General features: G+C 54.4%; 25 protein-coding genes. 12 read left to right on the plus strand and 13 right to left on the minus strand.

The window, feature by feature from the left end:
• Nucleotides 1–19: 19 nt before the first annotated feature.
• Together B2U47_RS05685 and B2U47_RS05690 are read right to left on the minus strand one after the other, a co-directional pair.
• Entirely contained in the window at nucleotides 20–1,213 is a 1,194-nt protein-coding gene (locus B2U47_RS05685; RefSeq protein ID WP_296681791.1) for an NAD(P)/FAD-dependent oxidoreductase, read from the minus strand.
• Nucleotides 1,214–1,296: 83 nt separating this feature from the next.
• Nucleotides 1,297–1,686 (minus strand): 3D domain-containing protein, encoded by a 390-nt coding sequence (locus B2U47_RS05690; protein WP_296681793.1) that lies wholly within the window; start codon nucleotides 1,684–1,686, stop codon nucleotides 1,297–1,299.
• A gap of 542 nt (nucleotides 1,687–2,228) precedes the next feature.
• On the opposite strand from B2U47_RS05690, the gene B2U47_RS05695 reads away from it, so the two are divergent.
• The gene (locus B2U47_RS05695) at nucleotides 2,229–3,737 is read left to right on the plus strand and encodes a B12-binding domain-containing radical SAM protein (RefSeq protein WP_296681794.1); all 1,509 of its coding nucleotides are present in this window, start codon (nucleotides 2,229–2,231) and stop codon (nucleotides 3,735–3,737) included.
• Here the strand turns inward: B2U47_RS05695 and B2U47_RS05700 are convergent, their stop codons facing one another.
• The 6 genes from B2U47_RS05700 to glyQ all read right to left on the minus strand — a co-directional run bounded on the left by B2U47_RS05700 (nucleotide 3,738) and on the right by glyQ (nucleotide 10,125).
• On the minus strand, nucleotides 3,738–4,541 hold the full coding sequence (locus B2U47_RS05700) for a hypothetical protein (RefSeq protein WP_296681796.1): 804 nt from the start codon (nucleotides 4,539–4,541) through the stop codon (nucleotides 3,738–3,740).
• 9 nt (nucleotides 4,542–4,550) lie between these two features.
• Entirely contained in the window at nucleotides 4,551–5,810 is a 1,260-nt protein-coding gene (locus B2U47_RS05705; RefSeq protein WP_296681798.1) for a type II toxin-antitoxin system HipA family toxin, read from the minus strand.
• Nucleotides 5,807–6,079: a helix-turn-helix domain-containing protein gene (locus B2U47_RS05710; RefSeq protein ID WP_296681799.1), complete on the minus strand. Its 273-nt coding sequence runs from the start codon at nucleotides 6,077–6,079 to the stop codon at nucleotides 5,807–5,809. Before B2U47_RS05710 ends, B2U47_RS05705 begins: the two co-directional genes overlap by 4 nt.
• A gap of 70 nt (nucleotides 6,080–6,149) precedes the next feature.
• Nucleotides 6,150–7,034, minus strand: a complete 885-nt coding sequence (locus B2U47_RS05715) for a DMT family transporter (protein WP_296681801.1) — start codon at nucleotides 7,032–7,034, stop codon at nucleotides 6,150–6,152.
• 6 nt (nucleotides 7,035–7,040) lie between these two features.
• The gene (glyS, locus tag B2U47_RS05720; RefSeq protein WP_296681802.1) at nucleotides 7,041–9,101 is read right to left on the minus strand and encodes a glycine--tRNA ligase subunit beta; all 2,061 of its coding nucleotides are present in this window, start codon (nucleotides 9,099–9,101) and stop codon (nucleotides 7,041–7,043) included.
• A 124-nt stretch (nucleotides 9,102–9,225) separates the two neighbouring features.
• Complete coding sequence (gene glyQ, locus B2U47_RS05725) at nucleotides 9,226–10,125, minus strand: glycine--tRNA ligase subunit alpha (RefSeq protein WP_296681804.1); 900 nt, start codon at nucleotides 10,123–10,125, stop codon at nucleotides 9,226–9,228.
• Nucleotides 10,126–10,362: 237 nt separating this feature from the next.
• On the opposite strand from glyQ, the gene B2U47_RS05730 reads away from it, so the two are divergent.
• A complete protein-coding gene (locus B2U47_RS05730) occupies nucleotides 10,363–11,151 on the plus strand; it encodes a methyltransferase domain-containing protein (protein WP_296681805.1) in 789 nt (262 codons plus the stop codon).
• Nucleotides 11,152–11,372: 221 nt separating this feature from the next.
• Here the strand turns inward: B2U47_RS05730 and B2U47_RS05735 are convergent, their stop codons facing one another.
• A complete protein-coding gene (locus B2U47_RS05735) occupies nucleotides 11,373–11,741 on the minus strand; it encodes a hypothetical protein (RefSeq protein ID WP_296681807.1) in 369 nt (122 codons plus the stop codon).
• Nucleotides 11,742–12,002: 261 nt separating this feature from the next.
• Here B2U47_RS05735 and B2U47_RS05740 point away from each other — a divergent pair, with 261 nt between their 5' ends.
• The 4 genes from B2U47_RS05740 to ribF are packed head-to-tail and all read left to right on the plus strand — an operon-like array spanning nucleotide 12,003 to nucleotide 15,662.
• Nucleotides 12,003–13,001 carry an aspartate carbamoyltransferase catalytic subunit gene (locus tag B2U47_RS05740; protein ID WP_296681809.1) on the plus strand — a complete coding sequence of 333 codons (999 nt, stop codon included), beginning with the start codon at nucleotides 12,003–12,005 and terminating at the stop codon, nucleotides 12,999–13,001.
• On the plus strand, nucleotides 12,998–14,272 hold the full coding sequence (locus B2U47_RS05745) for a dihydroorotase (RefSeq protein WP_296681811.1): 1,275 nt from the start codon (nucleotides 12,998–13,000) through the stop codon (nucleotides 14,270–14,272). The genes B2U47_RS05740 and B2U47_RS05745 overlap by 4 nt, the downstream gene beginning before the upstream one ends.
• A complete protein-coding gene (locus tag B2U47_RS05750; protein ID WP_296681812.1) occupies nucleotides 14,265–14,729 on the plus strand; it encodes a tRNA (cytidine(34)-2'-O)-methyltransferase in 465 nt (154 codons plus the stop codon). The genes B2U47_RS05745 and B2U47_RS05750 overlap by 8 nt, the downstream gene beginning before the upstream one ends.
• A gap of 9 nt (nucleotides 14,730–14,738) precedes the next feature.
• Entirely contained in the window at nucleotides 14,739–15,662 is a 924-nt protein-coding gene (gene ribF, locus B2U47_RS05755; RefSeq protein WP_296681814.1) for a bifunctional riboflavin kinase/FAD synthetase, read from the plus strand.
• Nucleotides 15,663–15,715: 53 nt separating this feature from the next.
• Here ribF and B2U47_RS05760 read toward each other — a convergent pair whose 3' ends face one another.
• Nucleotides 15,716–16,729, minus strand: a complete 1,014-nt coding sequence (locus B2U47_RS05760; RefSeq protein ID WP_296681815.1) for a class 1 fructose-bisphosphatase — start codon at nucleotides 16,727–16,729, stop codon at nucleotides 15,716–15,718.
• A gap of 336 nt (nucleotides 16,730–17,065) precedes the next feature.
• Here B2U47_RS05760 and B2U47_RS05765 point away from each other — a divergent pair, with 336 nt between their 5' ends.
• From B2U47_RS05765 to B2U47_RS05780, 4 genes are all read left to right on the plus strand, one after another.
• Entirely contained in the window at nucleotides 17,066–17,698 is a 633-nt protein-coding gene (locus tag B2U47_RS05765; RefSeq protein WP_296681816.1) for a sigma-70 family RNA polymerase sigma factor, read from the plus strand.
• A gap of 24 nt (nucleotides 17,699–17,722) precedes the next feature.
• A complete protein-coding gene (locus tag B2U47_RS05770; protein ID WP_296681818.1) occupies nucleotides 17,723–18,484 on the plus strand; it encodes a hypothetical protein in 762 nt (253 codons plus the stop codon).
• Between the two features lie 72 nt (nucleotides 18,485–18,556).
• Nucleotides 18,557–19,804 (plus strand): S8 family serine peptidase, encoded by a 1,248-nt coding sequence (locus tag B2U47_RS05775; RefSeq protein ID WP_296681819.1) that lies wholly within the window; start codon nucleotides 18,557–18,559, stop codon nucleotides 19,802–19,804.
• A 128-nt stretch (nucleotides 19,805–19,932) separates the two neighbouring features.
• Nucleotides 19,933–20,079: a hypothetical protein gene (locus B2U47_RS05780; protein WP_296681821.1), complete on the plus strand. Its 147-nt coding sequence runs from the start codon at nucleotides 19,933–19,935 to the stop codon at nucleotides 20,077–20,079.
• A 5-nt stretch (nucleotides 20,080–20,084) separates the two neighbouring features.
• On the opposite strand, the gene hemF is transcribed toward B2U47_RS05780, so the two are convergent.
• The 3 genes from hemF to B2U47_RS05795 all read right to left on the minus strand — a co-directional run bounded on the left by hemF (nucleotide 20,085) and on the right by B2U47_RS05795 (nucleotide 22,289).
• Nucleotides 20,085–21,002 carry an oxygen-dependent coproporphyrinogen oxidase gene (hemF, locus tag B2U47_RS05785; protein WP_296681823.1) on the minus strand — a complete coding sequence of 306 codons (918 nt, stop codon included), beginning with the start codon at nucleotides 21,000–21,002 and terminating at the stop codon, nucleotides 20,085–20,087.
• A 64-nt stretch (nucleotides 21,003–21,066) separates the two neighbouring features.
• Nucleotides 21,067–21,648 carry a CAP domain-containing protein gene (locus B2U47_RS05790; protein WP_296681824.1) on the minus strand — a complete coding sequence of 194 codons (582 nt, stop codon included), beginning with the start codon at nucleotides 21,646–21,648 and terminating at the stop codon, nucleotides 21,067–21,069.
• A gap of 11 nt (nucleotides 21,649–21,659) precedes the next feature.
• Complete coding sequence (locus tag B2U47_RS05795; RefSeq protein WP_296681826.1) at nucleotides 21,660–22,289, minus strand: MBL fold metallo-hydrolase; 630 nt, start codon at nucleotides 22,287–22,289, stop codon at nucleotides 21,660–21,662.
• Nucleotides 22,290–22,332: 43 nt separating this feature from the next.
• Here B2U47_RS05795 and B2U47_RS05800 point away from each other — a divergent pair, with 43 nt between their 5' ends.
• Together B2U47_RS05800 and B2U47_RS05805 are read left to right on the plus strand one after the other, a co-directional pair.
• Nucleotides 22,333–23,133, plus strand: coding sequence for a sulfite exporter TauE/SafE family protein (locus B2U47_RS05800; RefSeq protein WP_296681827.1), 801 nt, complete (start codon nucleotides 22,333–22,335; stop codon nucleotides 23,131–23,133).
• Nucleotides 23,134–23,264: 131 nt separating this feature from the next.
• Nucleotides 23,265–23,999: a glutathione peroxidase gene (locus B2U47_RS05805; protein WP_296681829.1), complete on the plus strand. Its 735-nt coding sequence runs from the start codon at nucleotides 23,265–23,267 to the stop codon at nucleotides 23,997–23,999.

Genomic DNA, 23,999 nt, shown 5'->3' on the forward strand with positions numbered 1-23,999 from the left:
TTGTGAGCCGCCCCTGTCATCACACGCACTGCCCCGCACACCACCCAGATGCCCAGGCCCACTGAAAGTTATACCCTCCCAACCAGCCGGTCACATCCACGGTTTCCCCGATAAAATACAGCCCCGGCACTTTGCGTGCTTCCATTGTTCTGGAAGATAGCTCGCGGGTATCGACCCCACCCAGGCACACTTCCGCCGTGCGCATCCCTTCCGTACCTGTCGGGGTCAATTGCCATGCCTGCAATTGCTGGGCAATAGCCTGCAATGCTTTGCCGCCATACTGCCCCAGCGGGCGGTTGGGGAACAATGTTTCACACAAACGCTGTGCCAAACGGCTGGGCAATACTTCCGCCAGTGCAGTTTTCAGTTCGGCTTTGGGGCGTTGTTTTTGCAGGGCTTGTAGCCACGCCAGTGCATCCCGCCCCGGCAGCAGGTTAATTTCCACCGCCTCACCCTTGTTCCAGTAGGACGAAATTTGCAGCATTGCCGGGCCACTCAGCCCCCGGTGGGTAAACAGCAGGTTTTCGCGGAACTGACCTGAGCCACAACTGGCTGCCACTTCCGTACTGATGCCTGCCAGCCCTGCAAACAAGCCATCCAGCATCTCTTGGCTAAAGGTAAACGGAACCAGTGCGGGTGAAAACGGGATGTTTTTCAGCTCAAACTGTTTGGCAACCCGGATGCCAAAATCGGTAGAACCCATACGCGGAATGGAAGGCCCTCCCGTGGCAATGACCAGCGCAGTGGCAGTTTGTGCTCCCTGTGAGGTTTGCACCTGAAAGTGGTTGTCAGTGTGGCTAATGTCAGACACATCCGTATTCAGGCGCAGCGCAACACCAGCTTCGCAGCATTCGGCCCACAACATGTTCACCACAGCGGGAGCTTTCTGCTCACAAAACAGTTGCCCCAGTGTCTTTTCTGTCCAACTCAGGTGGTGCTTGCGCATCAGCTCAAGGAAATCCTGCGGTGTAAAACGCGCTAGTGCCGATTTGCAGAAGTGAGGATTTTGCGACAGGTATGCCGCCGGGTTGGTATACAGGTTGGTAAAATTGCAACGCCCACCGCCAGAAATCAGGATTTTCTTGCCAACCTTGTCGGCTTTGTCGAGCAGTAGTACCTGTCGCCCACGTTTGCCTGCTTCGGCAGCACACATTAGGCCAGCCGCGCCTGCGCCGATGATGATAACGTCGTAATGGGGTGTGGATGTTTGCATGGGGCGCATCATAAGCCTTGCCCCTGAAATAAAAAAGCCCGCTGGTTAGCGGGCTTGGGTCAGTCCTTCAATCGCTCCTGTCACTACCAGTGAATGGTGACTTTACGGCGTCCCCACTGTTTGGCTGCATGGCGATCCTTACCCATGAAAATGTCGATCTTTTTGCGCCAGCGGGAGTTCATTTTGTCCAGTACCACGTATTCACCATCGAGTCCCTTGATACGGACTTTATCCCCACGGCTCAAGCCGTGGTGTCTGAGTAGGTCTCTGGAAATAGCGATAGCTTTCATGCCAGGTGAAAGGCGGTCGCCCCATGCGGCGAGGTCTGGAGTACCATCCGTTTGTGACGGAAGCGAGTTATAAGCGGTTGCGGTAACCTGAAGGCTGTTTGACAGCTCTTTTCCTGCGGAAGCAGTGCCGACCATACCAATGGCGAGCGCAACCACGACCAGAAAACGAGGAACAGTAAACATGATTATATTACCTAAATAATTGATATATGAGGATTAAAATTGAATATTTAAGAGGATGATTGAAGGATGGAAACGAAAGTTAGCATATTCTTATATGCTAATGGAAGCTTTTGTTGGTAACTCTGACGAGTGGTCAGGTTGATTGAGTTTCTATTTTTTACAATTTTCATAAACATTTAATGCATTTCTCCACGGGAACGGCTACCTGCCTGACGGAAATGCGCATCCTTTCGCTTCCCGCTTGCAGTAGTTTGAATGCGTTTTTATATAAAAATCAATATATTAACGTAAACAAACAACAACATACGATGAGGGGAGTTTAGTCCATCACATGGCAAATGTCATTTTTCCATAAGATTTTTTTCGACCAAGGGTATCAGGAGTTTGGCCCTATTTTATTAAAATTCCTTATTAATCAGTAATTTGTGTTGTTTTTGTGAGACTGGATATTTTTGTGTTGTTTTTTTGCAAAGTCCTTGTGAAAATTAAGGTAAATACGTTTCTGCAACAAGCAAGCCCTGATTCTTGCTAGAATCCCCGCCATGCAATCCGACATCATCCTTGCCACCCTGAATGCCCGTTACACCCATGCTTCGCTGGGGCTGCGTTACCTGTATGCCAATCTGGGTGAATTACAGGCACGCACGCAGATCATGGAATTCACCATTGCCATGCGTCCGCTGGATATTGCCGAGCAACTGCTGGCAGCCAAGCCACGCATCATTGGTCTTGGCATCTATATTTGGAATATCACCGAAACTACTGCCCTGGTCGAACTGCTCAAAAGTCTCGCTCCTGACCTCTGCATTATTTTGGGGGGGCCGGAAGTCAGTCATGAAACCGGACAGCAGGCGATTAGCGCATGGGCTGACTATGTGATTACGGGGCCGGGGGATGTCAGCCTGCGCCGCTTGTGCGAACAGTTGCTGGCAGGGCAAGCACCGCAGCACAAGATCATTGCGGGAGAACAGGTTCCCCTGACACAACTGGTCTTGCCTTACCGTTATTACACAGATGAAGATTTGCGCACCCGTGCCATTTATGTGGAAGCCTCACGGGGCTGCCCATTCAAGTGCGAATTTTGCCTGTCGGCGCTCGACAAAACGGCTTACCCGTTTGAATTACAGCGCTTTCTGGCAGAAATGGATGGGTTGTGGCAACGCGGTCTGCGCCAGTTCCGTTTTGTTGACCGTACCTTCAACCTGAAAATCCAGACCACTATTGCCATCCTGGATTTTTTTCTGGCACGGCTGGATGCGGAAACCTTCCTGCATTTCGAGCTGATCCCCGACCATCTGCCGGAAGCCCTCAAGGAACGCATCAGCCGCTTCCCTCCCGGCTCCCTGCAATTTGAAATCGGTATCCAGACTTTCAACCCGGAGGTGCAAACACTGATCAGCCGCAAACAGGACAACGGCAAATCGGCTGAAAATATCCGCTGGTTACGCCAACATTCCGAGGCACATCTGCACACTGACCTGATTTTTGGTTTGCCGGGGGAAGATTTGTACAGCTTCGGCGCGGGTTTCGACCGGCTGATTGCCTTGAATCCGCATGAAATTCAGGTGGGTATCCTCAAGCGTCTGCGGGGCACACCCATTATCCGCCATACACAAGCGTTTGGCATGGTGTACAACCCGCAGCCACCCTACAACATCCTGCAAACTGACCGGGCTGATTTTCAGACTACTCAGCAAATGGGGCGCTTTGCCCGCTATTGGGACATGATTGGTAATTCCGGGCGTTTTGAACAGACCTTGCCGTTGTTGCTGGGCACACAACCCTTCAGCCGCTTTTGGGCATTATCGGCATGGATTTACCAGCAGGCGCAGCAAACGCACCAGATTGCCCTGCCACGTCTGTTTGTGCTGGTGCATCAGGGCGGGCAGGAAGTGCTGGATATTCCGCAAGCGTCTCTGGAAAGTGCTTTGCTGGACGATTATGCCCGCACCGGGCAGAAAGGGCAGGTGCCGTTCCTCTCGGAATTTCGCCGTAACAGCCAGCCGGAACGCGCCCTCAACGCCAACCGGCGGCAACAGCGTCATTTGTAATCAGGGCTTGCTGCACGTTTCTTTGGCGAAGGTTTCATACATGACAGGCTGTCCGTTCAGGCAAGTCTCGGTACAGTGACGGTTGAAAGCAGCCGCATCAAAGCCGGGGTAATCCGCCATGCCCGCTACCCCACGCATCAGATAGTCTGCGAAATCAGCCTGCGGGTCGGTACATTGAGGATCCACATCGCGGTATTCGGCGCAGGCAGTCAAACCATCGGTATGCAGCCACTGGCAGTTTTCATCACCCAGAAATTCCTTGGGAGCCGCTTCCAGTACAATGTTCAGCTCGTTGCCCAGCAAGACGGCAGTCTTGCGTTTGCCAGCAGCGAAGCCCAGATCCATGATTAGGCTCTTGCCGTCTGCCCTGATCTTAAGATCTTCAGGGTAGGCGGAGAAAGCATCCTGGGTAATGGTTTGGGGGGCTTTATCCTTTTCCAGCGACAGCAGGTGAAACTGGTCGGTCGGGCAACCCGTACCGCCACAGTTGGAACCGAACAACACCAGATCGCGCTGATCCTGGGTAATGTACTGATGCAGGGAAAGGTAAAACGCCTCTTCCTGAAAGACCTGTTTGCCATCCAGCAACAGCGTGTCGGGCGGCATGTCTGGGGTGCTGCGGGTAATTTCCAGTCGGCCGTAACGGGTTTGTACGGTATCGTCTGCCACGTCCAGTGGCTTGATCTGGGTTTCCAGCACTTCCACCGGTTTATCAGTTTGTTGCTGAGCCTGTTCCCAGCAACCCGACAAAAGCAACAGCGCGGCGCAACAGCCCAGCCATGCCAGTGTTTTCAATCTGTCCATAACCAATCCTCATTCAGAATCTTTGCCCATAATGGCAGCTATTCCTTGCTGCCAGACGGCTTGCATACGTGTACCAATTGCAACAAAGGCAGGATTTTCCTGCTGGTATGCCTGCAATTCAGGTAAGGTGGCCTCCAGCCCGTGCGCTACCCATTCCAGCAAACGGTTGGCACGCCGTTCATGGATGTTGCAAAACTGGCGGGCAAACAGCAACAGCGCCTTGCGTTCCGGGAATGCCTTGCTGCCACCAAACAACAGAGCCAGCGTGTCATTGGGAATATACGGTGTGGTGGAAACAATGTCGAAGGCTGGCGCAAGCCGTACCTCACTTTCCGGGTCATCGTACAGTACCCCAAAGTTTTTCAGGTGGGCATCACCGTTGCGCACTGCACAGGTTAATGCCAGAGACAGGAAAAACTGTTCCAGCGCCTCGTGTACCCGATGGGGTGAGACAAACTGGCGGATGCGGGTGGCAATATCCTGATAACTGCCCACGTATTTGTCATCAGTTGCCAGCCCATTGAGTACGCAAAAGTCCTCGAAACCAAGGTAGCCGCCTTTGCCATCCAGATCAAAGCGTTTGACGATTAGCAGGTGTCCTTGGGCGGCAAGCTCCACTTCCGGGGTTTCCAGCCCGGCCTTGCGGGCAGCCTGCATACAGAAATATTCGTTGGCAGCCAGTTGTGGGAAACGCTCCGGGTTCCATGCCTTGACGATATGGGTGGCATCGCGGTAACTGACTTGCTCCAGTTGCGCGGTGGCTGCTACGGTTTCCGCATCCCTTACCAGTACTTTGGGTTGTACCCCGGAAATGCCCGAATAGTTGGCGTAACGCTGCATCAGCTCGGTAAACAAACCTTCTGCCCCTGCATAGGTACGCAGTTCTTGCATGTTCTGGAGTGGCATAGCATCCGGTTCGCTGCCCGCTGGTGCAATGCGAATACGCCCAATCTGGGAATGCCCGACAATGCCCAGCAAGGCGAGGTCGTCGAAGTTTTGCACGGCTTTCTGGAAACGGTTACGCAGCAGCTCACGCAATTCCCCTTCCGGCAGGTTCATCTGGAAAATGGGGTGTACGCCTTGCTGGTAGCCGTACTGGTCGGGCATGACCGGCATGGTCAGGGAAACGGCCTGTTGCGGGCGGGCATCGGGCTGGTAGCCAAACACATAGGTATGGGCGCGGATGGCACTACGCCCCAGCGTACCGGTACGCTTGCCCTGCACGAAAATGTCCAGTCTGCCGTCATCGGTTTGCGGGTGTTTGCTCATGGCTTGCCTCCGATCCTGCGCTGGGTGGCTTCATCCACCAGGGTATGCAAGGTGGGGCGGCGGGTAGCCAGCGCTTGGGTGGTCAGTTCAAGCCCGAGTACCGAACACAATGCCATGACTTTGCGTATGCCTATTTCGTTGATGGTGCCATTTTCAATGCCTGACAGGGTGGCACGGCTCATGCCGACCTGTACGCACAGATCGGCTTGGGTCAGGTGACGTTGTTTGCGGGCTGCACGTATGCTTGCGCCCAGTGTTTGCATTGTCATGCACTATATATAATGCACGGATGGCGAATATGCAAAATATGTTTTCTATACAATGCATAAATTGCAGGGGTTAGCGGCTGGTACGCCTTGCCAACCATACACCCAGCATAGTCAAACCCATTCCCAGCCACTGTTGCAATGTCAACCGTTCATCAAACAGTAGCCATGCAATCAAAGTGGTGACAGCAGGTGTCAGGTAAAACAAGCTGGTGATGTTGACCGCACCGTGATGGCGGATTAGCAGGTTCAGTAAACTGATGGCTCCCAATGACAGCACAATAACCAGCCAGCCCAGCGCAAAGATGAAATCCCCCGTCCACTCAATACGCCATTCACCCATGACCGGCACGAACAGGGCCGTTACCAGCAGGGAGGGTACAAACTGTGCGACGGAGCCGGTACGCAAATCAAAATGGGGGCAAAAGCATTTCTGGTACAAGGTGCCGAAGGTAATGCCAAACAAGGCCGTGATCGCCGGGATCAGGGCTTGCCAGCCGAAGTTGTGGGTGACACCGACACCAGCTTTTTCCGCCAAGACCAGTACTACGCCACACAAGCCAAGCATAATTCCGCTCCACTGATAGCGGCTGACACTTTCCCCTAGCAACAGACCTGCCATGAATGCCGTCAGCAGTGGCTGCAAACCCACGATCAGGCTGGTCAAACCGGCAGGCAAGCCGTGGCTGATAGCGACAAACACACCGCCCAGATAAGTGGCTTGCAACAGCAAACCGGCAACAGCCAGATGCAACCACTGTTTGGGGTCGGTTTCCCACACGGCTTTGCCTGCCCATGCCAATAACGACAGAGCAATAATCACCAGCACATAACGGGCAGATAGAAACGCAAGTGGGTCGGCATACGGTAAGCCGTATTTCGCGCCGATGAAGCCGGTACTCCACAGCAGCACGAAAACTGCCGGGAGTACCCGCAACCAGTGAGGGGGTAAGGTCACAAAACCTTACAGTACGGAAAGGTCAGCCACCCGCAGGAACAGCCCACGCAAGCGGTTCAACAGTGCTAGGCGGTTGTTTTTCAGGGCTGCATCATCAGCCATGACCATCACGTCATCGAAGAACTTGTCGACCGGCTCACGCAGTTCTGCCAGTGACAGCAGGGCAGCTTCGTATTCACCGGCAGCAAACAGCGGCATGACCTTGTTGTCCTGATACTGCACGGCAGCCGCCAGTGCCTGTTCGGCCTCAAGCTGCAACAAACCCGGATGGATACTGTCCGGCAGTTCGCCTTCGACTTTTTTCAGGATATTGCTGATACGCTTGTTAGCCGCAGCAAGGCTTTCGGCAGCCATTAACTGGCGGAACGCTGCTACCGCTTTCACCCGGCGGTCGAAATCCAGCGGCTGGGTAGGCTTGAGGGAAGCCACCGCCTCCACCAATTCCGCACCAATGCCTTGTTCTTGATAGTAGGCACGCAGACGTTCGAGGATGTAATCGAGCGCTTCCTGAGTCTCCGGTTTCTTGCCGAGTTGCGTGGTCAGACCATCAGCGGCTTTATCCAGCAAGTCAGCCAGATCCAGCGGCAGTTGCAGTTCGATCAGGATGCGCAGCACACCGAGGGCAGCACGGCGTAGGGCAAACGGGTCTTTCGCGCCGGTCGGTTTTTGACCGATGCCGAAAATGCCTGCCAGTGTGTCAAGACGTTCCGCCAGCGCCAGAATGCGTCCGGTGGCAGTGGCAGGTAATTCATCGCCAGCAAAGCGCGGCATGTACTGCTCTTCCATTGCGGTAGCGACTTCGGCTGCTTCACCGTCGTGTTGCGCATAGTAGCGCCCCATCGTGCCTTGCAGTTCGGTGAATTCAAACACCATGCTGGTTACGAGGTCGCATTTGCCGAGTTCTGCCGCCCGCACCGCCAGTGCTTCATCCGCACCCAGTTGCTGGGCAATATAGGACGCCAGTTGTGCCACCCGCCCGGACTTGTCGTACAGTGTGCCCAGTTTTTGCTGGAACACCATTTTCTTCAGTGGTTCGCGGCGACTTGCCAGCGTTTGCTTCTTGTCCTGGTTCCAGAAGAATTCGGCATCGCTGAAACGCGGGCGGATCACGCGCTCGTTACCGGAGGAAATTTGGCTGACATCGCGGCTGTCAATATTGGCAACGGTGATGAAATTGGGCATCAGCTTGCCATTGGCATCGACCAGCGCAAAGTATTTCTGGTTGTCCTGCATGGTGGAAATCAGCGCTTCCTGCGGCACGTCGAGGAAGCACTCCTCGAAACGCCCGGCGACTGGTACAGGCCATTCAACCAGTGCGGTCACTTCATCCAGCAGGTCTTCCGGCATGATCGCCTTGCCGCCGAGTTCAGCCGCCAATGCTTCCACCTTGCTCTTGATCAGGTCGCGGCGGGCTTCAAAACGGGCAATCACGCAGGCTTCGCCCAGTTTGACGGCGTAGTCGTCCGGGGTGTTGATGGTGATGGCAGCCGGGGCGTGGAAACGGTGTCCGCGAGACTGGTTGCCGGTTTTGATGCCAAGGATTTCTGCATCAATTACTTGGTTGCCTGCCAGCATCACAATCCAGTGCACCGGGCGCACGAATTCAGCCGTGCCACTGCCCCAGCGCATCCGTTTGGGGATTGGTAGGGCGGCGAGGGATTTTTCCACGATGGCGGGGAATAGTGCAGCGGTTTGCTGACCCTCCTGTTGCTGGCGGAACACCAGCCATGCGCCCTTGTCGGTTTCCACCTGCTGCAATGCTGAGAATTCCACACTGCAAGAACGGGCGAAACCTTCTGCTGCCTTGCTGGGGTTGCCTTCCTTGTCGAAGGCGGCAGCCACCGCCGGGCCTTTGCGTTCGATAATCTGGTCTGCCTGCTGCACCGGTACGCCTTGCAGCCAGACCGCCAGACGGCGTGGGGCAGCGTAGGGGAGGACGGCTTCGGCAGCCACCCCGGCGTCTTTCAGGCCAGCGATAATGCCGTCGGTGAAAGCGTCAGACAGTTTCTTCAGGGCTTTGGGTGGCAGTTCTTCGGTGCCAATTTCTACCAGTAAATCTTGTAACATAATCTGTATCTCTCTGTATTACCCCTCACCCCAACCCCTCTCCCTCAAGGGGAGAGGGGCTAAGAGGCGGTTTTTCTTCCCCCTCGCCCCTTGAGGGAGAGGGGGCTAGGGGGTGAGGGGTTCTTCAATTTTGCAGCATCGGGAAGCCGAGGGCTTCACGCGCATTGTAGTAAGCCTCGGCAATCGCCCGTGACAGCGTGCGCACCCGCAGGATGAAACGCTGGCGTTCGGTGACGGAAATGGCCTTGCGGGCATCCAGCAGGTTGAAGGTGTGCGAGGCTTTCAGCATCTGTTCGTAGGCGGGCAGCGGCAAACCGGCTTCGATCAGACGCTGGCTTTCGCGTTCGCACACGTCGAAGCTGTGGAACAGGTCGTCGATGCTGGCGTGCTCGAAGTTGTAGGTGGATTGCTCGACTTCGTTCTGGTGGTAGACGTCGCCGTAAGTGACCACGCCTTGCGGCCCCTTAGTCCACACCAGATCGTAAACACTTTGCACGTTCTGCATGTACATGGCGAGGCGTTCCAGACCGTAGGTGATTTCACCGCTGACCGGGCGGCAATCCAGCCCGCCGACCTGTTGGAAGTAGGTGAACTGGGTCACTTCCATGCCATTCAGCCACACTTCCCAACCCAGACCCCATGCGCCCAGCGTCGGTGATTCCCAGTTGTCTTCCACAAAGCGGATGTCATGCACCAGCGGGTCGAAACCGAGCATTTGCAGCGAACCGAGGTACAGTTCCTGGATATTGTCTGGCGACGGTTTCATCAGCACCTGAAACTGGTAATAGTGTTGCAGGCGGTTGGGGTTTTCGCCGTAACGCCCGTCAGTGGGGCGGCGTGACGGCTGCACATAGGCGGCACGCCACGGCTCCGGGCCAATTGCCCGCAGGAAGGTCGCCGGGTGGAAGGTTCCCGCGCCCATTTCCATGTCATACGGTTGCATGATGACACAGCCGTGCTGCGCCCAGTAATCTTGCAGTGCCTGGATCAGCCCCTGAAAGGTGGATAAGTCGTAGTTCGCCATTGCTGCTTGTTTTGTGTGCTTTAAGAAAGGCATGAGTATACTGCAAGGCGTTGGCGCATTCAGCATTTCTACGAGCAATCACTGACAGACGCTTGCAAGTCAGGGATAGCCGCTGCCCATTGCCTGCTTTTGGCGGGGATTAATGGATAGGTAGCGCTAGTATTACCCCTTGGCGTTTTAATTTGTTCATATAATTATTTTAAGGCACAGTATAGGGACTTGTGGAAGGGGACTTACATGCAACTGGTAAAGCAGGATCGAGTGTTCGACGGGCTTGCGCAATGCTTTCAAAGCAAGATTTACGATGACCCGCGAGGAGCCATTCGGCTCGCCATTTTACAGGATGACCTTGCCGGGCTGATTACACCCGCAGTAACCAGTGCGCGGCCTTTGCAGATTCTGGATGCCGGTGGTGGATTGGGGCAGATGTCCATCTGGATGGCGCAACAGGGGCATCAGGTGGTACTGGCTGAGCCTTCCGCCGAAATGCTGCAACGTGCGGAAGCGGATATTGAACGTGCGGGGTTGGAAGACTCCATCCATCTGGTGCAGGCCAGCGTGCAGGAACTGGCAGGGCGCGGCTGCGGCCCTTTCGACCTGATCACATTCCATGCCGTACTGGAATGGTTGGCAAACCCGCGTGAAGTGCTGGAGCAACTGCTGTGTTGTTTGCGTCCGGGCGGCTGGCTTTCCCTGATGTTTTTCAATTACCACTCTACGGTCATGCGCCGCCTGATTGCCGGTGATCTGGAAACCGTGCGGCAGGGTAACATTGCCAGTAACGGGCGGCGGGGCTTGGCTCCCATTTCCCCGCTCAAACCGGAAGATGTGCTGGTTTGGTTGCAGGAGCTGGATTTGCAAGTGGAAACCTGGTCAGGTATCCGCTGTTTTTACGATTACATGCGTCAGGAAATCCGCAAACAGGCTGATCTGGATGAGGTTTTGCCGCTGGAGCGGCGTTTTTCCCGACAGGAGCCTTGGCGTTCGCTGGCGCGTTACCAGCACATGTTGTGCGTCAAGGTTTGATCTGGCAGCGCCTATAGGTTTAGTGGTCGGCTTCTAATTCCGCCAATCTCACGCGCAGGGTGGGTTGCAAAACCCACCTGCCTCGATTCAAGCACTCACACCCCATCCGTCACTAGCACCCATGCGATCAAATGCTGGTAAGGTGTCACTCAACTGCCCTTGCCCCCCTCACTCCCCCTTATCAGCATAGGCATCTAAGGGGGTAGGCATTCTGGTAAAAATCATTTACTGGTCGAGCCACCACCACAGAAAAAGCCTCCACCAACGATAGGCTTACCATCAAACCCTACAGCGCTGGGATGGTAGCCGATGGCTTTGCGATACAATGCTTTCTGACAAGTAGCATCACCTGCTGCCTGCAATTCCTTTGGCACAGGCCCAAAAGCACTTGGGCGATCCCACCCCAAATTCATAAGCCGCCCGTCTTCCCACGCTCGTGCCTCAACGGGTTTTTCACCAGACTTGGGAGCGGCCAAATTAACTAGCTTGGGTGGAATAGCATCAGCAGACAAACCGACAGGGGATACGCTACAAGCAGTCAAATGCGCCAATGCCAACAGCGGCAGAAATAATGAACGATATTTGCTCATAAATAATATTCTCCTTATTTAATATTGGCTTCTTCATTACAGCCAACTATTGGTCGACAAGGATTAAATAATGGTTCAAGCATAAAATAATTATCTTAATTAATATTATGTATTGAAATATTATTGTTACATGTGTTTATTATTTTTACGCATCAACCCTAAGCGGGATTAAGTAACGTTGCAGTTTTCAGCTTTATCGTCCTGTCACAAACCTGTAAGATAAGCGCACTCTCATTTGTCCAAAATATAAGCGAGTGATGCATGTTGAATGCTCATCTTTCTCCAGGGCCGTTACCATCCCGGATGCAACTGACAGCGGATGGCAAACTGAAGCATTTCCTGACCATCGAAGGGCTTCCGCCGCTATTGCTGGAAGAAATCCTTGATCGTGCCGAACAGTTCGTCACCCTGCCCAACAAGCAGCAGAAAAAAGCCCCCTTACTGCGCGGCAAAACGGTAATGAACCTGTTTTTCGAGAATTCCACCCGTACCCGCGTCACCTTTGAAATTGCCGCCCAACGATTGGGCGCGGACGTGACCAACCTCGACATCCGCACTTCCTCGGCCTCCAAGGGTGAAACCTTGCTGGATACGGTGCGCAACCTGGAAGCGATGAACGCCGATATGTTCGTGGTGCGACATGAACACGCTGGGGCAGCGCATTTCATCGCCCGTTATTGCGCCCCCCACATCAGCGTGCTGAACGCAGGTGACGGTCGCCATTCGCACCCTACCCAAGCGATGCTGGACATGTTCACCATTCGCCAGAAAAAGGGTAGTTTCCAGCCACTCAAGGTCGCCATTGTCGGCGATGTGCTGCACTCACGGGTGGCGCGTTCGCAAATCCACGCCCTGACGACGCTGGCTACCGGCGAAGTGCGGGTGGTCGCACCCAAGACACTGGTTCCGGCGGGTATAGAGAAAATGGGGGTCAACGTCTTCCACAAACTGGATGAAGGCATTGCGGATGTTGACGTGGTGATCATGCTGCGTCTGCAACGCGAGCGGATGCAAACCGCGCTGCTGCCTTCCGAACGCGAATTTTTCAAACTGTACGGCCTGACCGAGGAACGTTTGCAACTTGCCAAACCCGATGCCATTGTCATGCACCCCGGCCCGATCAACCGTGGGGTGGAAATCGACTCGCGGGTGGCGGACGGTAACCAGTCAGTCATTCTGGAACAAGTAACCAACGGTATTGCCGTGCGCATGGCAATCATGGCCATGATCATGGGGCCGCAAACCGGAGGTGTTGCATGAGCCTGCTAATCCGTAACGCCCGTGCCATTGACCCCGCCAGCGGTCTGGATGGGCAACGTAACCTGCTGCTGCACAATGGGCGCATTGTCGCTATCGCAGAGGCTTCCGCTAATTTCAGTGCTGATGAGGAGATTGATGCCAGTGGTCTGTGGCTGTTCCCCGGTGGTATTGACCTGTCCGCCTGGTTGCGTGAACCCGGCCTCGACCACAAAGCCACCCTGCGCAATGAAACCCGCGCCGCAGCAGCCAGCGGCCTGACCACGCTCTGCTACCAGCCGGAACCGGGTGCCAATTTCGACACTGCTGCGCAAGTCAAACTGGTTATCGACCTCAGCCAGCGCAAAGCCGTCACCAATGTGCTGGTGGTCGGCAACCTGACCCAAGGTTTGAAAGGCGAACAGCTTAGCAATATGGGTAGCCTCAAGAAAGCCGGTTGCGTTGCCGTCACCAATGGCTGGCAGCCATTCAAGAGCCTGCAAACTCTGCGTCGGGCGATGGAATATGCCGCCACCCACGACCTGACCGTATTTGTTTACCCGGTGGAACACGCGCTAGCCAGCGGTGGCTACATGCATGAGGGTGAAGTTTCAGCGCGTCTCGGTTTCCCTGCCATTCCGTCTGCCGCAGAAACAGTGGCGGTGGCGCAAACCTTGGCTTTGGCTAGCCATACTGGCGCACGGGTGCATTTCTGTCGTTTGTCCACCAAGCTGAGCGTAAAACTAATCAAGCAAGGCAAGGAAAGCGGTCTGGACATCACAGCCGACGTAGCCGCGCACCAGTTGTTCCTAACCGAAATGGATGTCGCAGATTTTAACCCGCTGTGCCATGTGATGCCGCCGCTGCGTTCCAGCCGTGATCAGGATGCGCTGCGCGAAGGGCTGAAAGACGGCACCATCGACGCTATCTGTTCCGACCATCAACCGCACGAGTTGGATGCCAAACTCGCCCCCTTCCAGCAGACCGAACCGGGCATTTCCGCGCTGGAAACTCTGTTGCCACTGACCCTGCGACTGGTGGAAGAAGGTGTGCTGGATTTGCAGACTGCCTTGCAAAAAGTCACCAGCAACCCTGCCCGCATCATTGGCAGCGAAGCTGGACACATCCAGGTAGGCGCACCGGCTGATCTGGTGCTGTTTGACCCTGATACCCTGTGGGAACTGGATCTGAACCGCATGATCAGCGATGGCAAAAATACCCCGTTTGCAGGCTGGAGTTTCAACGGGACAGTCAAGCGTACCTTGCTGGCAGGGAAGAGCGTATTCAGTGTTTGAGATTGCCCTGTATCAACCGGAAATTCCACCAAATACTGGTAACATCATGCGCCTGTGTGCTAATACCGGCTGCCGTTTGCACCTGATCCACCCGCTGGGCTTTTCGCTGGATGAAAAGCAGGTGCGGCGGGCTGGGATGGATTACCGTGATCTGGCGGTGGTACAGGAACATGAAAGTTTCGCCGCCTTCGCCAATGTTATGCAGAATCGGCGGGTATTTGCCCTCAGTACCAAGGCTCGCAGCACCTACAGCGAAACCGTTTTCCAGCCGGGCGATGTATTGCTATTCGGCCCTGAAACCCGTGGCTTGCCGGAAGCGTTGTTGCTCAGCCTCCCGGAAGAGTTGAAATTGCGCGTACCGATGCTGCCCGACAGCCGCAGCCTGAACCTGTCGAATACAGTAGCTGTGGTGGTTTATGAAGCCTTGCGCCAGCACGCTTTCCCGGAATTGCGGTAAACTCCAGGCATGAAACTGATACACCGCATTTCCCCCGCTTCACCTTCCGACCTTGGTTGCGTTGCCACCATCGGCAACTTTGATGGTTTGCACAAAGGCCACCAGGCAGTGATTCAGCATGTCGAATGGAAAGCGCAGGCTATGGGCTTGCCTGCCACCGTGATCAGCTTCGAGCCATTACCGATCGAGTTTTTCCGTTCCCCGCCCCCACCGCGCATTTATGCCCTGCGCGACAAGCTGCGCCTGTTGCAGGAGATGAATATCGACCACTTCGCCTGCCTGCATTTCAACCGACAACTGGCGAACATGGAAGCAGAAGATTTCGTGCAAACTATCCTGCTGGATGGCCTGAAAGTCCGTTATCTGGTGGTCGGCGATGATTTCCGCTTTGGCAAGGGGCGGCGTGGTGATTACCACCTGCTGCAACAGATGGGCGCAGCACATGGAATGCAGGTAGTCGATACCCCGACCTTCCTACACGACGACGAACGTGTCAGCAGCACCCGTATCCGGCTCGCCTTGAGCACAGCGGAGCTGGAACTGGCAGCGGAATTGCTGGGTAAGCCTTACCGCATTTCCGGGCGGGTACGCCACGGCGACAAGCGCGGGCGCACCATCGGTTTCCCGACCCTCAACATGCGTGTCCCGCAATATGTGGCCTTGCGCAAGGGTGTGTATGCAGTGAAAGTCGCAGGGCTGGGTGATGAAGTGGTCTACGGCGTTGCCAATCTTGGTGCACGCCCAACCGTACATGGGCTGGAAAACCGTCTGGAAGCTCACCTGTTCGATTTCAACCAGCAGGTTTACGGCAAGCACATTTGTGTTGAACCAGTCACTTTCCTGCGCGATGAAATGAAATTCGTCTCCTTTGATGCCCTCAAAATGCAAATCGCCCGCGATGCAGTACATGCGCGGGCGATCCTCAACATTTAGCGCCCTTCATCCCCTGCGGAGAAAGGGTTGGAGAGGGGGCTAATCGTGCGTTATTACACTTCGTTGTGATACCCGGTCACGAGTTCTACCTCATTGCGTGAACCCATAACCACCGGCACACGTTGATGCAAGTCCGTTGGCTGGATTTCCATGATACGCTTGTAGGCAGTGGTAGCCATGCCGCCAGCCTGCTCGACGATGAAACCCATCGGGTTGGCTTCATACATCAGGCGCAGCTTGCCGGTTTTGCCTGCCGCTTTCATCTTGCTATCCAGCGGATAAATGAAAATACCACCACGGGTCAGGATGCGGTGAATCTCAGCCACCATCGAAGCTACCCAGCGCATGTTGAAATCCTTGCCTCGCGGGCCATCCTTGCCTGCCAGACATTCACCGATGTAACGTTGCATCGGCGCTTCCCAATAACGTTGGTTGGAAACATTAATGGCGAATTCCTTGGTGTCAGCAGGAATTTTTACGTCTTCGCGGGTCAGCAGGAATTCGCCGCAATCCTTGTCCAGGGTAAACATGCTGACGCCATTGCCAGTGGTCAGCACCATAATGGCAGAAGGCCCGTACAGGCAATAACCGGCTGCTACCTGTTTGGTTCCTGGCTGCATGAAATCGGCCTTGCTAGGATTTTCCACGCCTTCCGGTGCTTTCATGATGGAAAAGATGGTACCGACGGAAACGTTAACATCCATGTTGGAGGAGCCATCCAGCGGGTCGAACGTCACCAGGTAGTGACCACGTGGCACACTGGCTGGCAGGTTGTACACTTCATCCATTTCCTCGGAAGCCAGCGCCGCCGTGTGACCGCGTGACAAGGCTTCGATCATCACATCGTTGGTGATGATGTCCATTTTCTTTTGTTCTTCACCCTGCACATTTTCAGAACCAGCAGATCCCAGTACACCGATCAGTGCGCCTTTGCTGGTCAGGGCTGCAATTTTCTTGCAAGCCAGTGCGATGTCGTTGAGAACGCAACTGAATTCGCCAGTTGCACCGCTGTGCTTACGTTGCTCTTCAAGGATGTATTGTGTCAGTGTGGTGCCAATTTGGTACATAACCCGGATTCCATAAAATAACTGTTATCAAATCAATATAAGTCTATAATAATATTCTGATGCTCAAGGGCTTGTAAACAAAAAAAAGGCGAACCCAAAGGTTCGCCAGACTTGCGAGGGAGTATATAACTTTTAAGATTTACTATGTGTGTAGTGTGTCAGTACCGGTTGGTCGCTATAATCCTTTCTCTGGTTCAAACAAAAATTGAAAAATTTTTCAAGGCCAGCCAATCTTCTGATTTTTATTTTTATTTCAGAGAGTTACATACTGGCGGTATATCCTTCGTACACCATAAGACGATATTTTTCCAAAAATACAGAATTGATTAGAACCAAATGAACGGTGAGAGCGACACAGAAATGGAAGGCTATCCACAAAGCAATCCGTACCACGCCACACCACCCAGCAAATTGCCGGATGAAGTGTTACTGGAACGGATCAGTGCAGGCGACCAGCAGGCTTTCAGCCAGTTGTACCTGCGCTACCAGCCAAAACTGGTCAGATACTGCGCAAGAGTATTACGCGATGATTTGGCACAAGCAGCCGATCTTGTGGATGAAGCCCTGTTTGATGTTTGGCGGTCGGCTGACAACTTTGCAGGCAGGTCGAAACCCTCGACGTGGATTTATTCCATTGCCCGCAACAAGGTGATTTCATGGTTACGTAAGACTTCGGAGGTCACTCTGGAGGATGAGTCCGTACTTGATGCCCTAATTGACCCAACCGCCAACCCTCACGAGGAATTGGCAATGGATGACATGAAGCAGCACTTGCTGCGGATGATGGATCAACTGACGGATGAACACCGGGAAGTACTGAGGCTGACCTATTTTGAGGATAAATCCGTCAAGGAGGTCGCTGATATACTGGAAATTTCCGAAAACACAGTCAAGACAAGAATGTTTTACGCCCGCAAAAGAATGGCGCAACTGCTTGAAAAAGCGGGAATTGCGGGTTTTGATCTATAACAGCATGTAGCGAGAACAATGTTTATGAGTCGATACCAGCAGGGTGATCCTGTGGAAGAAGCAAGGCTGTTGCTTCCCTGGTATATCACCGGAAAACTGAACGAACCGGAACGCACGCTGGTGGAGGACATGTTGCAGCAACATCCTGCCCTGAAGGAAGATTACCTGCGGGAACTGAGGATGGTTGACCTGATCCGTGCCAATGCGAGCTTGCTGGAACTGACAACAGTCGATAGCACCCAGCAGCGTCTGGACAAACTGATGAAACGCATCCAGCGTGAGGAAAATGCCTCCCCCCATGTCGCATCTCCCCCGTTACCGCACGCACCTGAGACCCGCCCCCACAACACCTCAATAAAACCTAGCGGATTCATGGAAACCTTGCGCAAGTTTATACCTACCTTTGAGTGGCTGACACCGACCAATGCTGTGTTTGCCAGTCTGTTGCTGATCCAGGCAGGATTGGTAGGCTGGTTTGCCCATTCATCCATGGGAAAACAGCAGGAGGGCATTTACCTCAGTGCCTCCGATGTCAGCAGCGAGGTTGCCGTGCCCGCAGTCAAAGGCATGGTGCTGCTGGTGGATTTCAACGAGCAGGCTTCCATTGGGCAGGTACGTGACTTCCTCAATAAATGGAACGCTCGCATCATGGATGGCCCTGATGCCAACAATCTGTTCAAACTGGAAATCAGGAATGTCGCCCCCACCGACCCACGTGCTGATGCGGTCTTGCAGCAAATGCAGCAAGACCCTGCACTCGTGCTGTTTGCAGGACGGGGATACTGATAGCCGCCTGACGTTTTGAGCGGGATGCAGGTATACTGCGTTTGTCTTTTTATACTAAGAACGTTGATTGCTATGCATTTTATTCTCTTCCGCCATTTGTTGCCGTTACTTGCCCTTCCTCTACTGGCTGCGTGCAGTTTCACGCCAGCCGAATACAAGGTAATTGGCAAAACCACCAACAACACCACTTGCCAGGTTAGCCCCCACCTGTGTATCGAGACCCACGTTTTCCAGCGTGTGGACTACGAAAAGGATGAAATGCTCATCACCTACGACAGCGACAAGCCTGCGGAAGTCGCTGATGCCGTCCTGAAAAAATACCGGCTGCGAGCCAAGCGCAGTGATGATCTGGGTGCGATCAAAACCACCATGATTACGGCTGCCACCAACGGTCAGGATCCGCAAGACCTGATGAAATCCATCAAGAAAAATGAAACCGAAGTGGATGCAGCCACCAGCAATTTCTATGCGACGGCTGCGGGTGCTCCTCTTGGGGTGGTGGGCTCCATGTACCCGCTGAGCCTGACTGGTATTGGTGCTGCCCGCCAGCATACCAGCGGTAACGGGGTTGTCATTGGCATGATTGACACCCCGGTGGATATTGACCATGAATCCCTGCATTCTGCCATTGAACGGATTGACCTGATTCCTGCTGGTGATGAAGCCAACCGCCTGCACGGTACAGAAATTGCTGGTGTCATGATCAGCCGTAATCCACGCATTGGTATTGCCCCGGATGCCCGTCTGGTTGCCATCAGTGCGTTCAGCACCAATCCGCAAAACCCGCAGGAACGCCGCAGCAACTCCGGTCTGGTGGCAAAAGCATTGCAGATTGCGATGGACAGGGGCGTCAACGTCCTTAACCTGAGTTTTGCAGGCAAACCTGATCCGGTGGTAGACCGATTGGTGGAAGCCGCCATGCAGCGCGGCATTACCGTGGTTGCTTCTGCCGGAAATGGCGGGCCACACGCACCAGCAGCTTACCCCGCAGCCATTCCCGGCGTTATTGCTGTCACCGCTGTGGATAAAGGCGAACAGGTATTCAACAACGCCAACCGAGGAGATTACATTGACCTGGCTGCACCGGGCGTGGGCATCCTCACCACCGCACCACGTGGGTCTTTCCATGTGTCTAGCGGCACATCACTGGCAACAGCCCATGTCAGCGGCGCGATTGCCCTGCTGAAATCCATGAATGCCGCTTTCAACCCGACGACCCTGAACCAAACTGCCATCGACTTGGGCAAGCCGGGCTATGACCCTGAGTATGGTTATGGGTTGATTAATCTTGAACGCAGCATGGCAATGACCGGGCGTTGAACAATCCCGTAAAAAGTTGATCTGTAGCAAGAAATGCCGGGATTACCCGGCATTTTTGATTTCGCTCAAAGCTACTCTGCAAAGCTGTCACTAGGATTGCCCCATGTCTCATTTTCAGGAGCAATCCCATGTCTCACTTCTTTACCAGCCTTGAAGGCATCGTGTTCATGTCAGGTTTTACCATTGTGTTCATCCTCGGCTTTCTTGGCTATCTGTTCTGGAAATTCATGAAACTTTCCAACCACAAGCCACAAGCAGGCGAAAAAACCTGGTAAACAGCTCAGGTTTCTGCCAGCCAATCGCGGTGGCGCAGGAAATCGGTATACAGGCGGGCTTCATCGCTGCCCGCCGTTGGTTGCCAGTTGTAGCGCCATTTGACCAATGGCGGCAGTGACATGAGGATGGATTCGGTGCGCCCGCCGGATTGCAGACCGAACAAGGTTCCCCGGTCATACACGAGGTTGAACTCAACGTAGCGCCCGCGCCGGTAAAGCTGGAAATCACGTTGGGTTTCGGTAAACGGCAAGTGTTTGCGCTTGGCGAGGATAGGCCGGTAAGCCTTGATGTAGTGGTCGCCCACACTGCGCATGAACGCAAAGGTTTGCTCAAATCCCCAGGCATTCAGGTCATCAAAAAACAGGCCGCCCACCCCGCGTGGCTCATTGCGGTGTTTGAGGAAGAAATAGTCGTCGCACCACTGCTTGTAACGGGCATAGACATCTTCGCCGAATGGGTCGCAAGCAGCCTTGGCGGTGCGATGCCATGCCACACAGTCTTCCTCGAAACCGTAATAGGGTGTCAGGTCAAAACCGCCGCCAAACCACCAGACCGGCTCTTCACCCGCCTTTTCTGCCACGAAAAAGCGCACATTGGCATGGGAGGTGGGAACCAGCGGGTTGTTGGGGTGAATCACCAGCGATACACCCATGGCCTGAAAGCTGCGGCCTGCCAGTTCCGGGCGTTGTGCCGTGGCTGAGGGCGGCAGTTTGTCACCAAATACATGCGAGAAATTGACCCCGCCCTGTTCCAGAATCGCTCCATCGGCAATCACACGGGTGCGCCCACCACCACCGGCTGGGCGTTCCCAGGCATCTTCCACAAAGCTGGCTCTGCCATCCTCGCTTTCCAGTTGCTGGCAAATGTCATCCTGCAATGCCAGCAGGTATGCCTTGACGGCGGCAATATCCACTTGTGACACGATTTCGCCCCTTGATCCGCTGAAAAACGCCCATTGTAGCGGGAAAAATGTGCCTGCCTAGAGGTTAATACGGTTTTTCACCCACCCAGTTGCCGGGCGGGTTGTAATTGCAGACCCAAAGCTGTGCCTGATTGCCGCAAACCGTCATGCCGCACCCGACCTCCGTGGTGCTACGCCATACCATCTGGGTGTAATGCCCACATTGCGCACCGGGACGGCAGGTATTGCCCGCATAGTTGTAATCAGCCTGTTCGCTTGCCCAGTCTTGTGCCACGCGGGTAGGCGAGATTTGTTGCACTTCGATACGCCCATCCGACCAGCGCAATGGACTGGCCCAGTACAGGTTTTCCCCAACCTTGAGCAGGTCGGCATTGGCATGGGTGCGGTGCTGCATTTCGCAACCGTTATGACGAGCCAGATGTTCTGCCCATTGCTGGGCATAGGCTGCCATTTGCCCCGACCAGCGCAGTGGTGCTATGCCTAGGCTCGCACGTACCTGGTTGTGGGCAGCTAACATTCCCTGCATGTTGGCAGGTTCGATGTCGGCAAACGGCGGGGGAGGAGTGACGGGTGCGGGCATGGGCATTCCGTTGGCAAGACAGGCTGTACACAACAGCCCGGCGGCAAGCGTGGCAATACGGCGCATGGGAGCCTCAACTAGCGGATGTAAGGGTTATGGCGGCGCTCCATGCCAATGTCGGTGTTGGGGCCATGCCCCGGTACGACTGTAACATCGTCACCCAGCGTCCATAGCTGCTGTTTGATAGAGTCCAGTAGTTGTTGATGGTTCCCGCCGGGGAAATCGGTACGCCCGATCGAACCCTGAAACAGCACATCCCCGGCAAACAAGACCTTGCTGGCGCGATGGAAAAACACCACATGCCCCGGCGTGTGACCGGGTGTGTGCAGCACTTCCAGTTGTTGCTGCCCAAACGTCAGGGTATCACCGTGTTGCAGCCAGCGTTCCGGCACAAAGGCAGCGCAATGTGACAAACCGAAACGTTGCGCCTGTACTGGCAGCGCATCCAGCCAGTATTTGTCTGCTTCATGTGGCCCGCTGACCGGAATCCGGTAATACTTTGCCAATTCCAGCGTGCCGCCCACATGATCCAGATGCGCATGGGTAAGGAATACACCAACGGGCTTGAGCTGGTGCTGTTGCACCGCCGCCATCAGTTCTGTCGCATCACCACCCGGATCGACGAACGCACATTCCCTGGTCGCTTCACACCAGACAACACTGCAATTCTGCGCAAAAGCAGTAACAGGAATGGTTAGATATTGCATACACTTGCCCCAAATCCGACATTATTCAAACAGGAGATTATACGTGGAATGGTATTTGTTGCTGGCCTTTCTGGCTCTGGGTGCGGTGGTGGGAATCGCCGCAGGGCTGCTGGGGATTGGTGGCGGTGCCATCATGGTTCCGGTACTGACCAGCCTGTTCATGGTGCAAGGCTTTGCCCCGGAACAGGTCATGCATGTGGCGCTGGGCACGTCGATGGCAGCGATTGTACCGACTTCTTTTGCCAGTATGCGGGCACACCATGCCAAGGGCGCGGTGTACTGGTCAGTGGTGCGGAACATCACACCGGGCATTCTGCTGGGAACATTCAGTGCCACGTTTCTGGCAACTTACCTGCCAACCGTGGTGCTAGCGGTATTTTTCGCCTGTTTCATGGCTTATGTGGCCTTGCAGATGTGGCTGGACATCAAGCCACAGGCGCATCGGGAAATACCAGGCATGGCGGGTTTGTCACTGACAGGGCTGGTAATTGGCAGCATTTCGGCACTGGCAGCCATCGGCGGCGGCACACTTTCCGTACCGTTCCTGATGTGGTGTAACGTCAATATCCGTCAGGCGATTGCCACTTCCGCCGGGATTGGTTTCCCGATTGCTTTGGCAGGTACGCTCGGCTACGTATTCAATGGCTGGGGGCAAGCCGGTTTGCCAGAATACACCATCGGTTTTGTGTACTGGCCTGCGGTGCTGCTGATTGCATCCGCAAGTTTTTTCACCACCAGGATTGGGGCACAATTGGCGCATTCCCTGCCCGTAGCTACCCTGAAAAAGCTGTTTGCGGTGCTGGTATTGCTGTTGAGTGCCAAGATGCTGGCTTCCCTGTTGTGATTTTCATTGAATAAACCGAACATCATGTTAGAAACAATCTGCTTTTAATCCAGTGTCTGCCTGTCTATACTGCAACGCACAAGATCAATTTTCTAGATCGTTTGAGATAAATCAATTCAAGGAGACTACCCATGTTTGCAAACAAAGAAGGCCAGCGCGTCCCTAACGTCACGTTCCGTACCCGCCAGAACCATGAGTGGGTCGATGTCAGCACCGACGACGTATTCAAGAGCAAGACCGTGATCGTGTTCTCGCTGCCGGGTGCGTTCACCCCGACCTGCTCTTCTACCCACGTGCCGCGTTACAACCAGTTGGCGGATACCTTCAAGAAGCTGGGGGTGGATGAAATCGTGTGCATGTCGGTCAACGACACCTTCGTCATGAACGAGTGGAAAGTTGACCAGAAAGCCGACAAAATCACCTTCATCCCGGATGGCAACGGCGATTTCACCGACGGTATGGGTTTGCTGGTGGACAAGAACGACCTCGGTTTCGGCAAGCGTTCCTGGCGTTATTCCATGCTGGTGAAAGACGGCGTGGTGGAAAAAATGTTCGTTGAACCCAACAAGCCGGGCGACCCGTTTGAAGTCTCCGACGCTGACACCATGCTGGCTTACATCGGCCCGAACACCCCAGCCCCACTGGATGTGACCGTGTTCACCCGCCCTGGCTGCCCGTTCTGCGCCAAGGCCAAAGGCATGTTGCACGACGCCGAAATCGACTTCGACGAGCTGGTGCTGAACCAGGACTACACCAACCGCAGTTTGCGTGCAGTAGCCGGTGTTGATATGGTTCCGCAAGTATTCATCAACGGTCAGTTGATCGGTGGTTCGGACAAACTGGAAGCGTGGTTGAACGCAAGATAA

Origin of the sequence: Thiothrix sp. UBA5583, assembly GCA_002425225.1 — a bacterium.
Classification (GTDB): domain Bacteria; phylum Pseudomonadota; class Gammaproteobacteria; order Thiotrichales; family Thiotrichaceae; genus Thiothrix; species Thiothrix moscowensis.

Coding starts and splice junctions, on each gene's coding strand:
- ribF (WP_296681814.1), top strand. CDS start 14,739: ATGAAACTGATACACCGCATTTCCCCCGCTTCACCTTCCGACCTTGGT.
- B2U47_RS05685 (WP_296681791.1), bottom strand. CDS start 1,213: ATGCAAACATCCACACCCCATTACGACGTTATCATCATCGGCGCAGGC.
- B2U47_RS05705 (WP_296681798.1), bottom strand. CDS start 5,810: ATGAGCAAACACCCGCAAACCGATGACGGCAGACTGGACATTTTCGTG.
- glyS (WP_296681802.1), bottom strand. CDS start 9,101: ATGTTACAAGATTTACTGGTAGAAATTGGCACCGAAGAACTGCCACCC.
- B2U47_RS05690 (WP_296681793.1), bottom strand. CDS start 1,686: ATGTTTACTGTTCCTCGTTTTCTGGTCGTGGTTGCGCTCGCCATTGGT.
- B2U47_RS05765 (WP_296681816.1), top strand. CDS start 17,066: ATGAACGGTGAGAGCGACACAGAAATGGAAGGCTATCCACAAAGCAAT.
- B2U47_RS05730 (WP_296681805.1), top strand. CDS start 10,363: ATGCAACTGGTAAAGCAGGATCGAGTGTTCGACGGGCTTGCGCAATGC.
- B2U47_RS05805 (WP_296681829.1), top strand. CDS start 23,265: ATGTTTGCAAACAAAGAAGGCCAGCGCGTCCCTAACGTCACGTTCCGT.
- B2U47_RS05790 (WP_296681824.1), bottom strand. CDS start 21,648: ATGCGCCGTATTGCCACGCTTGCCGCCGGGCTGTTGTGTACAGCCTGT.
- glyQ (WP_296681804.1), bottom strand. CDS start 10,125: ATGGCGAACTACGACTTATCCACCTTTCAGGGGCTGATCCAGGCACTG.
- B2U47_RS05780 (WP_296681821.1), top strand. CDS start 19,933: ATGTCTCACTTCTTTACCAGCCTTGAAGGCATCGTGTTCATGTCAGGT.
- B2U47_RS05710 (WP_296681799.1), bottom strand. CDS start 6,079: ATGACAATGCAAACACTGGGCGCAAGCATACGTGCAGCCCGCAAACAA.
- B2U47_RS05795 (WP_296681826.1), bottom strand. CDS start 22,289: ATGCAATATCTAACCATTCCTGTTACTGCTTTTGCGCAGAATTGCAGT.
- B2U47_RS05760 (WP_296681815.1), bottom strand. CDS start 16,729: ATGTACCAAATTGGCACCACACTGACACAATACATCCTTGAAGAGCAA.
- B2U47_RS05745 (WP_296681811.1), top strand. CDS start 12,998: ATGAGCCTGCTAATCCGTAACGCCCGTGCCATTGACCCCGCCAGCGGT.
- B2U47_RS05700 (WP_296681796.1), bottom strand. CDS start 4,541: ATGGACAGATTGAAAACACTGGCATGGCTGGGCTGTTGCGCCGCGCTG.
- B2U47_RS05775 (WP_296681819.1), top strand. CDS start 18,557: ATGCATTTTATTCTCTTCCGCCATTTGTTGCCGTTACTTGCCCTTCCT.
- B2U47_RS05740 (WP_296681809.1), top strand. CDS start 12,003: ATGTTGAATGCTCATCTTTCTCCAGGGCCGTTACCATCCCGGATGCAA.
- B2U47_RS05770 (WP_296681818.1), top strand. CDS start 17,723: ATGAGTCGATACCAGCAGGGTGATCCTGTGGAAGAAGCAAGGCTGTTG.
- B2U47_RS05735 (WP_296681807.1), bottom strand. CDS start 11,741: ATGAGCAAATATCGTTCATTATTTCTGCCGCTGTTGGCATTGGCGCAT.
- B2U47_RS05695 (WP_296681794.1), top strand. CDS start 2,229: ATGCAATCCGACATCATCCTTGCCACCCTGAATGCCCGTTACACCCAT.